The organism is Haloplanus aerogenes, assembly GCF_003856835.1.
GTDB lineage: Archaea > Halobacteriota > Halobacteria > Halobacteriales > Haloferacaceae > Haloplanus > Haloplanus aerogenes.
The window spans coordinates 1,881,577-1,894,198 of record NZ_CP034145.1 but is presented as its reverse complement, the minus strand read 5'-3'; the positions used below and the strand labels follow the sequence as shown (position 1 = coordinate 1,894,198).

At 59.5% G+C, this 12,622-nt stretch carries 5 protein-coding genes; 4 read left to right on the top strand and 1 reads right to left on the bottom strand.

Annotated features, from left to right (window positions below):
• Positions 1-19: 19 nt before the first annotated feature.
• Positions 20-1,195, bottom strand: a complete 1,176-nt coding sequence (locus DU502_RS09605; protein ID WP_241966757.1) for a hypothetical protein — start codon at positions 1,193-1,195, stop codon at positions 20-22.
• Between the two features lie 105 nt (positions 1,196-1,300).
• On the opposite strand from DU502_RS09605, the gene DU502_RS09600 reads away from it, so the two are divergent.
• The 4 genes from DU502_RS09600 to DU502_RS09585 are packed head-to-tail and all read left to right on the top strand — an operon-like array spanning position 1,301 to position 12,588.
• Positions 1,301-6,181 (top strand): sacsin N-terminal ATP-binding-like domain-containing protein, encoded by a 4,881-nt coding sequence (locus DU502_RS09600; protein WP_121919156.1) that lies wholly within the window; start codon positions 1,301-1,303, stop codon positions 6,179-6,181.
• Positions 6,174-8,234 carry a PD-(D/E)XK nuclease family protein gene (locus tag DU502_RS09595; protein ID WP_121919155.1) on the top strand — a complete coding sequence of 687 codons (2,061 nt, stop codon included), beginning with the start codon at positions 6,174-6,176 and terminating at the stop codon, positions 8,232-8,234. The genes DU502_RS09600 and DU502_RS09595 overlap by 8 nt, the downstream gene beginning before the upstream one ends.
• Positions 8,231-9,136 carry a RecB family exonuclease gene (locus DU502_RS09590; protein WP_121919154.1) on the top strand — a complete coding sequence of 302 codons (906 nt, stop codon included), beginning with the start codon at positions 8,231-8,233 and terminating at the stop codon, positions 9,134-9,136. The genes DU502_RS09595 and DU502_RS09590 overlap by 4 nt, the downstream gene beginning before the upstream one ends.
• Entirely contained in the window at positions 9,133-12,588 is a 3,456-nt protein-coding gene (locus tag DU502_RS09585) for an ATP-dependent helicase (protein WP_121919153.1), read from the top strand. Before DU502_RS09590 ends, DU502_RS09585 begins: the two co-directional genes overlap by 4 nt.
• Positions 12,589-12,622: the final 34 nt, after the last annotated feature.

Here is a 12,622-nt window from a genome sequence, read left to right as displayed (position 1 = left end):
GAACGAACTGGCCGAGGCCTCACTCAAAGGGAAGAACTACCGGCTCCAGCACTTCGTACGCTGGTGTCACGAGAAGGACATCGAGAACCTCAACACCCTCACGGGCCGGCAACTCCACGAGTACCGACTCTGGCGGCGTGAAGACGGCGACCTGAACAAGGTCAGCGAGAAGACGCAGATGGACACCCTGCGAGTGTTCGTTCGGTGGCTGGAAGCCGTCGACGGCGTCGATGGTTGCGGGTTTGCTGCCGCGTTGGTGGAGGCGTTCGAGTGCTTCGATGATGAGTTGCGTTGGGTCGTACTGGATGGCGACTGAGCGGGCGAGTTGCGCCCAGCGGGGGGCGAGGTCGGTGAACGGTGTGGATCGGCCTTTCCACGAGGCGAATTCGTCGAGTGCAGCATCGACCGTTCCGTGTTGGGTGCGGGCAAAGCGGACGACTTCTGCACCGAGGTGCGTGAGTGTCTTCCCGTCCGGTCGATTGTCGACGAGACCGAGGAGGATTGCGCCGCGGCGGCCACCGGATACGCTGTTGATTACGTGCTCGGAATAAACGTCAGGGGTGTCGCCATCTGCGGCGAGGGCGAGTGCGTAGCCGAGGTAGTTCTTCGGATGATTGACTGGGAAACTGCCTTCGGTGAGTCGGTGCGTCGTGGCTTGGAACCGGATTGCGTCGATAGTGGTGGAGAAGTCGCCGACGCCGGTGACGCGAGCAGGTTCGATGAGCGTTGCGTCGTGCGGGCTTTTGACGCCGATGACGTCGATGTTGAGTTCTCTGGCCAGTGCACGTGCCTGGTCGGTGATGCTTTGGATGGGGGCGACGACGTACCCGATGTTGACTTCGGACAAGTGGCCGTGCGCCTGGTTGATTCCAGTTCGGACATCGGCGGCACTCGGGTCGCTGTTGTGGCCTTTCGCTTCGATTACCGTGACCGGCGTTCTTGCGGCGTCGGCATTCAGGACTTCGAGAGCAGGCATCCCGATGCCGAGGAGATCAGGTTCCCCGTCCGTGAGTCGAATGGTGTTGTACGGCGCGAGGCGTCGGCGCAGTTCATCAGGAATGTCCCATCCACCCCAAGAGGATTTCGTGAACTGAGTTTCCGTGACAGCGTAGTGGTCGGGGCTCGTGTTGAGGTCAGGGTAGGGGGTATCTTTTGCGGCAGCGAGAACGGCAGGTTCAGTAAGTGTAGCTGCCATTACTAGGGACGTTATCAACCAATGTTCATTAAACTGATCTCCCCGTGAACCGGACGAGGAGTCGTACGGGCTAGCTTTTATTTGGCCGGATGTCAGGAGAGCCGTATGAAGGTTTCCGGGGAATCGGAAGCGACCTGTGTGCGGGATTTGCGTGAGTCTCGACTAAATACCTATCGTGAGATGCCGAACGATATTTTATCCCATTATACTGATGAGGGTGAGAACGAGGAGAATTACTATGGCCGGTTCGCGTATGAGCTGATTCAGAACGCTGACGATGCGGTAGGCAAGGTAGACGGGGAGAATCCACGCACAGCTCGGTTCGAGTTACAGACTGGGGATGACCCGTATCTGATTGTTGCGAATTCTGGGATGCCGGTTGATGCGGACGATACGCGGGCATTGACTGCGATTGGGGATACGACAAAGCGTGACGCCGAGCGGAAAGCAACTATCGGGCATAAGGGTCGAGGATTCAGTGCAGTACTTGAGATTACGGAGCAGCCGTACGTGTTCTCGACAGATGTTTCGTTTATGTTCGACCGGGAACGGTCACGTGAGTGCATCAGTGAGGTAATCGCGGAGGTAGACGAGTGGTCGATGGATGATCTTCCAGGGATTCCGCTGATGCGGTTGCCGTTCGCACCGGATCAGTACCCGGAGCGTGTGGAGACCCTGCTGACAGGTGAGTATGAAACTGTGTTTTATTTCCCGCTACGGACGGACGCTGTCACGAGTGTTCGACAGTCACTCGAAGATCTAGATGCCCAAACAGTGCTGTTCTTGCAGAACCTCGGGCGGTTAGAGATCGCTATCGATGGGTCGGCGACGGCGTGGGATGTGGCCCGGCATGAAACAGCGATTGACGCAGTGAATTCGACTGTTGATCTGGTGAAGATCCAACGGACGGCTGAACAGACAGATAACCGGACGTATCTTCGGTTCGCACGGAATGAGTTACCGCTGGGGGAGCATACAGCGGGGATTTCGAACAATACGTGGGGGGAGGTCACAGAGACACAGGTGAGTGTTGCGTTGCGCGCAGAGCGACGTGAGGACGGGTTACACCTGCGGCCAGTTGCAGGAGACCCGTATGCGCATGTGTTCTTACCGACGGAGGAACGCTCGCCCGTACCAGTGTTGATCAACGGGGCATTCGATTCGAACTTGTCGCGGACGGCGATTGAGCTGACGAATCGGGAGATGGACTATAACCGGTTCTTGATTCGTGAAGCTGCGAATATCCTTGCGTCGGATGCTGCGGCCGTGGCGCGTAATACAGCGACGACGGCGTCTGAGTTGTTATCATGTATTGATTTCACAGCATGGGCTGATCCTGCAACGCGGGAGGAGCATACCTTCCGAGATGAGCTTATTCGTGCGATTCAAGCGGAGTTTGCCGAGGTATCGTGTGTTCCCTTAGCAGGAAGAGACAGTGAATCAGTGTATGTGGCTCCAGAGGATATTCTACTTCCGTCGCACCTTGCGCAGGCGCGTGAGGCGCTCGTAGATTTCGTTGCGCACTGGGATGGCTCACCGGTGGATGTCGCTGACGGAGATGTATACGGGTATTTCCCGGCAGCCTCGTTATTAAGCAAGGAGCACAATCACGTGCCGGCGGTGCTGCATACGCTTGGTGCGACTGAATTATCGGTCGTTCACCTTCCAGAGTTAATTCCACAGTTACCGGAGACGTGGAGAGATATCGACCGGTACCCACCAGGCCCGCAACGAACGGCGACGGATCCAGTCGTCGAGTTACTTACAGCGGTTTGGCTGCAGCTTGATGACGACGAACAAGAGCGGTTCAGAGTGAACGCGCGAAACCATCCACTCGTTCCGGTTTCAGTCTCAACGGATGGCGGAACGGTAACACGGGTCTGTGCGGCTGAAACTGAGCTATACATCCCACCGGAGGACAGTGAGCTTCCAGTGGAGATCCCGAGCGTGGAGTTCGTGTTGGAGTACGTGTATCGGCCGCGTGGTCGGCTCGGCAATCAGGCGTTGCCGCAGGCAGTACAGCAACGACAGAATGTAATCAAGCAGGTGTGGCGACCGGATTCCTTCCAGTTCGAGGAGTTAGTCCGTACGACGGTCACACCACGTGTAACCGAAACTGAACCTACAGAGCGGAACGCCGAACTGGAGATTCGGTTGTTGGGTGTACTTGAGGAGTTAGGCCGGGAAACAGCAACGCCTGATGCGCCGCTGCCGCTTCAGGATCGATATGAGAGTCAGCCGCTCTATCGGCTCTGCCAGGTTCGTGTCCCAACACAGAACTACGGATTGTGTCCCGCGTATCGCGTGTACTTTGGCAAGGAATGGGCCGCGGAATTAGAATCCAGCAGCGTACAAGGGGTCTTCGAGGCCGCGGATATCGATGCACCGTTGCTCGTTGGTCCGGACGAGTTAGAAAACCGGTTAGCTGCGGCGGGGTTTGAGTGGGACGAGGGCCTGAACTCGGACGCGTGGAAAGAGTTCCTCCAGTGGCTCGGCGTGTCGCCGCATTTGCGGTTACAATCGTTTTTCGCGCCAGACGAACAGCGTCAGTTCTCGGAGACAGTCGCGGAAGGCGGCGTTGCTCGACCACAGAATGGCGCGTCAGTACTCGGAGAGCTTGATGAGGATGAGTGGGATCGCTATCAAACGCATCTCGAAGCCGCGCTTGACGAGATGGACGCTGGCCGGCAAAAGTACGATTCGATATACGCAGTGAACGGTTTCGAGTACTGGCCGGAACTTCGGCAGGCGGCACGAGACGAGACGACGCAGACGCCGGTCGGTGAGGCAGTGTTGAATCATTTGATCGAGTGGTGGGACCCGATATTTAACGAATATCGGGAAGCCACGCTGGCCACGCATAGTGTAAGTGGCTTCGGCGGGCGGAATTCAAGCTCGCAATCCGATGGTGAATTCCGTGAGGTTGGCACGAATCTGTGGCTCTGGCAGCTTCAGACGAGTCGCTGGTGCCCGAGTACGCGGGGTACCGTGACGCCGGCTAATGCCTGGGATCCACCGGGTGCACAAGCGAACCCTTTCGAGCTAGGCGGTCAATCACTTCTCCCGATTCTGCGACGGGATCATGATCCTGCAGTCTACGAGGCACAACCGTTCCTAGAAGAACTCGGTATTCGCCAGCACTTGTCGGCGGAGACCTTCACTCCGAAGGACGCGCGAACTGTTTGTGACGGCGTCGTTGACGTGTGTACGTCAGGAGATGTTGATATCGCAGACTCCTTACGAGATATTCAGCCGGTTTACCGGCAGATACAGGATTTAGCCCCACCTGTTGATGAGGACGTACCCGACGAGAGTCCGTGGACAGACGCCCGGCAGGAACTAGAGGATACGGAGCTGTTGTGTCGGGTCGGTGATTCATTCGAGTTCCGGGCTGCTGGAACTGTGTATTTCGCACGGTCGCCGAGTGTTCGCGCGGACTATCCCTTCGATCAGCTACCGTTTTTTGTGCTTGAAGAGCAGCGCGCGGCACGAATCGGCGAATACTTCGGGTTAACGGACTTTACCGCCGTCATTACGGTCGATGGTGAGCCTATTGATGAGCGTGCCGGGCGGACGACGACGTTAGTCGAACACGTTTCCGAGTGTGCTCCGGCAATTCTCTGCCGGCTTGAAGCTGAACGTCCCTCACAACGCCTCATCGATCAAGATCTTACGCGGATGGAAGCCTTCCTGGATCGCGTCACGGTCGTAGATGAGATTGAGGTGACGTACACCCTGAATCCGATTGACGCAGACGAAGTGCTTGAGGAAACGACGACAACTCCGTTCTATTTGCAATCACAATATCGAGGCTCTGTCGAAGAGCGCTACCCGTATATAGCCTATCGGGAGCACGAACGCGAACAATGGCAGCTCGTTGCCCGCGCGTTATGTGCGTATCTTGATGTCACCCAGTTCGAAGGAATCGATGCGCTCCTGTCGGCGTCGTCGACGGAAGAGCGTCGCCGATATCTCCAGTATGCGAACGCACCTGCTGGATCACACGCATTAGCGCACAAACGACAACGTCTACACAATGATGAGGAAACTGAACGCCGCCAGTTTGGAACTCCCTCCCCAATGAATCACTCGACAAGTGATGAGGTGAACGAGGACGCAGGCGGGCTTGAGGAAGACACGGAGTCTACCTCCGCTGACGCAACCGGAGACGACGATCCGGAGCCTTCCACAGAGCAGTCATCGACAACGCGGTTATACGACGCGGCCGAACTCCGTGTCGGGAACGAAACGATCTCGGTCGAACCGACCCCGACGACGGACAGCGAGGATGAGGAGACCAGTGACCTCGACGAGATAGATGACGTCGTGTCGGGCAAGGACGAACGCGTCCTAACGGAAACGGCATCCAGTAGCCGAACCCGCGATCAGTCTACGTACGATGTTGAGGACCTCGGGGTGGCGCTTGCCGAAGCCTGGGAAGCCACGCGGTTACGACGAGACTACGATTGTTCGAATCCACAGGAGTACGTATTCCGAGTGGACGAGCGGCATCTCGTCGAGGAGGCACGACAAGGGAATGCTGCGACGGCGCTACAGCAACTGGAGGAGAACGCCGGTATTCCGGAGCATTTCCCGGGTTTCGATCTATTGACTGTGAACCCGGAGACGGGTGAGGCAGATCGTCTGATTGAATTAAAGGCTGCCACGTGTCGTCGTCGCAAACCCTCCGTGTCATGGAATGAATGGACAACCGCTCGCAATGAATGGGTACAGCAGCGAGACACCCCACTCTACTACCTGTATGTAATTGGTCACCTTTCGAAGACAACCAATCCGGACCCATACATCCGAACAATTGCAAATCCCTTCCGCCTACTTGATGCGCAAGTCGAGCACGATGTGAGCGTTACACGATCTATCCAGGTCGATATCGACGCCTTCTCGAAGGCAGGTGTGGACGGCGTCGCAGATCCGGACCCAGTTGTCGAAATCCCTGTCGAAACGGAGACAGACATTGATGAGTAGTCACACTGTGAGACGCGACTACAACGGGACGTTAGTCACGGCACCCTTCGGGGGCGAAAACGTCGAGAGGACAGCGCGGAACGAATACCGAACGCTCCTCGACGAGCACGATTCTGAGGATGTGCTCGTCGTCACGGGTGCGCCGACGAGCGCAGACACGTTCCGGGAGACCTTAGGTGAGGAACTGCCGGGTGCGGCGACGCCGTACGTGACCTCGCTCGTGGTGCACGCGACCGATGTCCTCAACCAGACCGATGACCGCGTCATTCTCTCCGACGCGCTGCGGCGAGAACTCCTCCACCGATTTCTCGAAGACTACGAGTGGGAAACAGAGTATCTTCAACGGGCGTCTGAACAGCCGTCGTTCATCGAGGACGTGGACGCCGTAATGAGTACGATATCCTGGCAGACGGTCACGCCGGACGAAACCCCGGAACTTCGTGACCTCACGGCTGCGCTCGACGCGTTCCACGAGTGGCTGGCCGAGCACGGCCACATGGAACGTGGGCAACTCATCTCGGAAGCGCTCGATGTCCTCACCGGCGATGCCCGCGGCGATGTCGTCGATTTCGAGGCGGTGCTCGTGGTCGAGTTTGAGGAGTTCTTTCCGCTCGACCGCGCGTATCTCGACGCGCTCGTAGGGGACTGTGACCTCGTCTGTATCGCCGAAGAGAACGCGAGTGTGCGCCGCACGTGGGTCGAGACAGGGCCTGTCACGGACTACGTCTCGTTCAGCGAGTCCCAACACGGCGCGTCAGAGACGCCGTCGACACGCCCGGCTGCAACTGCAGCGTACTTCGCCGACGAGACGGCCCCGGAAGACCCGGAAACAGGGTCGGTGTCCGTCCTCGCTACGGACTCCAGTGACGAACAACTCGCCGAAATCACCAACGAGATTGAAGAACTCGTCGCGCAGCTGGACTGGAACTACGACGACATCGCTGTCGCCACGAAGCAAAGTGGGAGTACGGTTACGGACGTCATCGAGGCGTTCGAGCGCACTGGAATCCCGACGGAATCGACAACAGTCACTGGTTTCGGAGACGACCCCGCGATTCGGGAACTCCTCGCTGTCGTTCGGCATCTTGCTGCCGACGACGAGGACGGGGTACCCGACCACGGCCCAGACCTCGATACGGAGCGCTTAGACCGAGTCCGCGAGATTGACAACCTCGAAGATGGGATTCGCTGGTTGGCGACAGACGCAGGGTTGAAAGAGCGGATCGCGGAGCGCGCGACGCCGCTGGACGCACGGGCGCAGTTCGGGAACGTCCGGCGGGCGTTCCGGATGGCCGAGTTCCTCGAAGAGACCGAGTTCGTGGATGCGACGTGGGAGTCCTTCGAGGAGATGCTCGAACGGGCCCACGAGTACGCACCGCAACAGAATCAGACGAGTGCGACGGATCTTGACGGCGGTGTCCGCGTGGACCACCTGCAGGCGATCAAGAACGAGTCGTTCCGCGCGGTGTTTCTCGTGAACCTCGTCGATAGCGAGTACCCGGGTGATCCGTTCCTGACGCGGTTGTTCCCCACTGAACGGGTCGCGTCGATGCCGGACTACCCTGGTGTTACGGACCTCGACGAGCCGGACGTGGATGCGACGTTCCCGACGACGTCTACGGCGTCGAGTCGGCCGTTCGCGCGGTACCACACGGAACACGCGCGGCGACGCCTGGCGATTGGAGCTGGCGCAGCGGACGAGCACCTGTACTGTTGTCTGTACGAGTTCGAGGACACCGCGTTGGAAGAGCGTGCGCAGGCGTCGCGGTTTCTCACAGACGCGTACGACCGCCTGCCGTGGGTCACCGAAGCCGACGAGCCACACATCACGAGCGAGCAAGCGGCGGAGGACTTCCTGTTGTCGCGGGTTGACGACGCGCTCGCCGCGGTTCGTCGCGCGAACAGTCAGGACGTGACGGTGTCGCTCGACGAGGTGGAAGTGGAACTCGGCGAGATTCAGGACCTGCTCGATAAGAGCGGGGCGCGTGGCGAGGAACTCCGGAAGGCGTTGCGTGCGCGTGTCGAGTTCGCTAACGGGGAGGTGCGACGATGAGCCAGGAGTCGCTCTCACCGTCGCGGCTGGCGAACTATGCGACGTGCCCGCGGCTGTACGATTATCGATACGTACAGGACGTGAACGCGCCGGACCGTACAGAACTGTATCTCAACCAAGGAACGATTTACCACGAGACTATCGAGGACGTGTGTGAGGCGACCGGCCGCGACGATCCACCAGAGGTGATTCACGACCGGGCGCTGCGGATTTTCGATGCGAAGTGGGACGAACACAGCACCTCGGATGATTACGAATCTGCTGCGCATCAAGAGTACCAGCGTGCTGAGAACCGGGCTGCCATCGAGTCGTTCTTCGATCCTGACGGCGGCGTCGGCATCGAACACGCACGCCGCTCCATCACAACCGAATGCTGGGTAGAATGCGAAGTAGATGGGCGAGGGCTCCACGGGAAAGCAGACAACGTCATCCGGACGGACGACGGGCTCCACATCTTCGACTACAAGCGGAAAACACACGGGATGCTCTCCGACGGGACAGCCGAGTACCTCGGCGACCACCTCGACGGGGAGGCCCACGAGCCGAAGCGTGTGCGGAACGCGTTCCAGACGGCGACGTACATCGAGGGCGTGAAGAACGAACCGTTCTACGAGGACGGAATGGAGGTCCGGTTCAGTTTCTACGGCCTCCTCAACAAAACGTCGTTCGAGAGCACTCCCACTGGATACAACGTGTCTGCGCGCGGGTGGCCACGGGAAACTACGGAGATCTACGAAGACCACTACGAGACAATTTGGGGGCTCATTCGCGCCGCACACGACGGCATCACGAACGGAACTCACGAGCCAGAACCGTTCGATCTCCTCAACGAGGAGGCGTGCCCGGATTGTGACTATCGAGGGATGTGTGCTGACCGACTGTCGATGGAGGTGCGGCGATGAGCGAAGAGCCTGAGTATCCGTCGTGGTTCCCGGTCCCGGAAGAAGATGTGTCCCCGGAACCCCAGCAGCGGGCGATTATCGACTCCGACGCGTACCCGATGCGTGTGCTCGCCGGGGCTGGGACCGGGAAGACGTTCACGATGGTGCGGAAGATCGAGCACCTCATCGACGAGGAGGACGTGTCCCCGGACCGGATTCTCGCGTTGACGTTCACGAACAACGCTGCGGACTCGATGCGGGAGAAACTCAACGCGAAACTCGGCACAGCCGGGTACGACATCGACGCATACACGTACCACTCGATCTGTAACGAGATCCTCACCGACTACGCCTACGAAGCCGGAATCGATCCGGACTTCGAAGTCGCCACGGATGCCGAGAAGTACGCCATCGTGCTGGACGTTCTGGACGATATCGAGTACCGGTCTGTGAAACCCAACGTGTACGGGAGCGACGGGTACGCGTCGGGGGCCGCGTCGAAGCTGCTCAACTTCATCGGGTCGATGAAGCGCAGCGGCATCACGCCCGGCGACATCGACGCCTTCCTCGGCCCTGCTGACCGAGTCTACGAACTCGCTGACCTCTCGGAGCGCGTCGAGGCTATTGCCAGCGACCATCTGGGCGGCCGGTCCGTGTCGAGCGTACTGAACTCGCTCCCAAACGCGCGTGCGGACCTCGTCGCTGAACGCGACGCGCTCGGGACGGACGGAATGGAGGCCAGCGTACGCGACTTCCTCGACCGACTTGTGGATCTTTGCGATGCGCTGGAAGCAGCGTTCGAAGCCCATGAGGTAGGCGACCAAGAGTTACCGGACAACGCGTACAAGCTCCCGAAGTACCTGTTCGGTGGGTACGCGAGCGGTGCGCCGAAAGGGATTCCGGATAATCTCGACCTCGAACTCACGGACCATCTCGACTCGTTCCTCTCGGACTGTCTCACTGCCCGTGACCTGACTGCGGGGTACGCCGCGTACGAGCGTGAGCTCGACGAGCGGAATCTCATCGACTTCGACGGTCTCGTCGTTGAGACGGCTGCACTGATGGAGTCGCCGGTTGGCGAGGAAATCGCTGACCGGTGGGACTACGTGTTCTGCGACGAGTTCCAGGATACCGACCGCCTCCAGTTCGACCTCGTCACGTCACTCGTCACCGACGACAACCTGTTCGTCGTCGGTGACGACGATCAGGCGATCTACGAGTGGCGTGGCGCACACGTCGCCAACATCACCGACGAACTCGACCGCGCGTTCGCCGCGCTCGAAGATGAGCCGTTGGAGGAGAACTTCCGCTCCCGACAGCCGATTCTCGACCTGGCAAACGAGGCGATACAGAAGCTCGATCACCGCGAACGACACAAGACACTGAAACGAGTCGACGAACCTGCGTACGACGGGGACACTGTCGCTACCGTCGAACTGCCGGACGAGGACGATGCGGACGGCGCTATCCAACTTCGAACCGTCGTGCAGAATTTATTGAGCGGTGCAGCAGCGAGCCTCGATGAGGCGTACGATCCGGGCGACATCGCGTTACTTGTCCGGAAAAACGACCACGCGACACCTGTCATCGAGGAATTCGAAGACGCCGGCATCCCGTACCAAGTTGCTGGCGATCTGGCCACGGAATCAGTCGGCGTCGGCACCGTGACTGCCTACCTGAAGGCACTCGCGCGGCCGGACGACGAGGTGAGCTGGAACCGCGTCCTCCTGATGCGGTACCGTCTGTGCGACGCAGACCTCCGCACGCTCAATGCAGGCGACGACCCGCTCGTAGACACACTGCGCGAAACGCCGCTCGACGAGTTCGAGGAACCCGACCGCGTCGCAGAGGCCCGCGAGCACGTCACTGAACTCCTCAACCTCCGAAATTCGGCGTCGCTCAGCCACATGTACCGCGAACTTACAGACCTCACGAATATCGAGTGGTATCTCAGCGAGCAGGAGCGCCGGGACCTCGCCCAGCTGGAGGATGTCATCGAACAGTACGGGGATAGTGCTGTCCAACCACCGCTCACGCCGGAGTTCATCGACTCGCTCGAACACTATGACTCCCTGTTCGATGAGAGCGGCTCTTCCCCGACGAGTCAGCCGGACATCGCCGACGACGCGGTCAACGTGATGACCATCCACAAAAGCAAGGGCCTAGACTTCCCGGTCGTCCTCATCCCGCAAGTCACGGCCGACGAGTGGGTACCGAGTTCACGCACCTACGACGCGCTCGAAACCGGCCTCTCGGATGGCCCAGAGGCTGCGTTTGCCGAGGACTTCGTCGAGCGTGACGCCCGTGAGACTCGCCGCGTGTTCCACGTCGGCATCACGCGCGCCGAAGACGTCCTCGTGCTTCAGGGCGGCAGCGAGGACGACGATGCTGCGGACGTGCACCCGGTTTCAGAGATTGTTGACGAGATTCTCCCATCCCGAACCCCGTGGCAGCCTGAGCGAGGGCAGCTCCCGCTCTGGACCGACGTGCAGGAGTGTCTCCCGGATGACGCGGTAGACTGGACTAACACGCTGGCAAGCGAGACTGTCGGGCACGTTGGTGGTACTGTCAATCACGATGGAGAAGAACTCGCGGTTGAGGCAGCGCGTGACCGCGTGATAGACCTCGCAACAGCCACTCTCAACGGAGATCTCTCTCCGAGAGTCGAGCGGGAGACACTCCAAGTTACGTCGCTAACCGGCCCGTCGACACCGTCGCCGTCGCTGTCGCACAGCTACACGTCGCTGGCGACCTACGAGGAGTGCCCGCGGAGTCACTACCTGGACTACGTGGTCAACGCGTTCCCCGATTATCAGGAGATAGCGGCCACGAACGGGTCCGGGGATGGCGTGTCTCAGCGTGAAATCGGGTTGCTGTTCCACGACACTGCAGAGCAAGCCGCGAATCAAGGTGTGAGCGACCGTGAGAGCTGGTACGAGATTTGTGACCGGCTCGCCAGCCAGCGCCGTTCCGAGGACGCGCTCCCGGCGGCAAAGCAGTGTATTGACCGACACTTCGAGTTAGATCTTCCCAGTTACGAGATCATCGACGCGGAGCGGGAGTTCGCACTGGACATCGCCGGGCACGAACTCGTCGGCTACATCGACGCCGTCTACCGGACCCCGGACGATGAGCTCCTCGTCATCGACTACAAGGCCACCGAACGTCACCGCGACTTGGAGGACGATAAGCAACTCCCGATCTACCTGTTAGCGTGTCGTGACCTGTACGATGAGCCTGTAGCACGTGCGGGATACGCCTATGTCGGGGAGATAGGGCCGAAGGTCGAATCCCGAACGTTCAGCAATGGCGACCTAGAAGGAGTCAGGGACGACGTGACAGAGTCAATGAACCGCATTGCTGAGTTCTCGTTCAGCCGGTATACTGCTGGCGAGCACTGCCAGTGGTGCCAACACAACCAACTGACCTGCGCACCGGACTCATTCACCGTCGGTCCAGGATTCGAGGAGTGACCAGTCGAACCCGCGTTATTGGACGGACGGTATA

Coding starts and splice junctions, on each gene's coding strand:
- DU502_RS09590 (WP_121919154.1), top strand. CDS start 8,231: ATGAGCCAGGAGTCGCTCTCACCGTCGCGGCTGGCGAACTATGCGACG.
- DU502_RS09585 (WP_121919153.1), top strand. CDS start 9,133: ATGAGCGAAGAGCCTGAGTATCCGTCGTGGTTCCCGGTCCCGGAAGAA.
- DU502_RS09600 (WP_121919156.1), top strand. CDS start 1,301: ATGAAGGTTTCCGGGGAATCGGAAGCGACCTGTGTGCGGGATTTGCGT.
- DU502_RS09595 (WP_121919155.1), top strand. CDS start 6,174: ATGAGTAGTCACACTGTGAGACGCGACTACAACGGGACGTTAGTCACG.
- DU502_RS09605 (WP_241966757.1), bottom strand. CDS start 1,195: ATGGCAGCTACACTTACTGAACCTGCCGTTCTCGCTGCCGCAAAAGAT.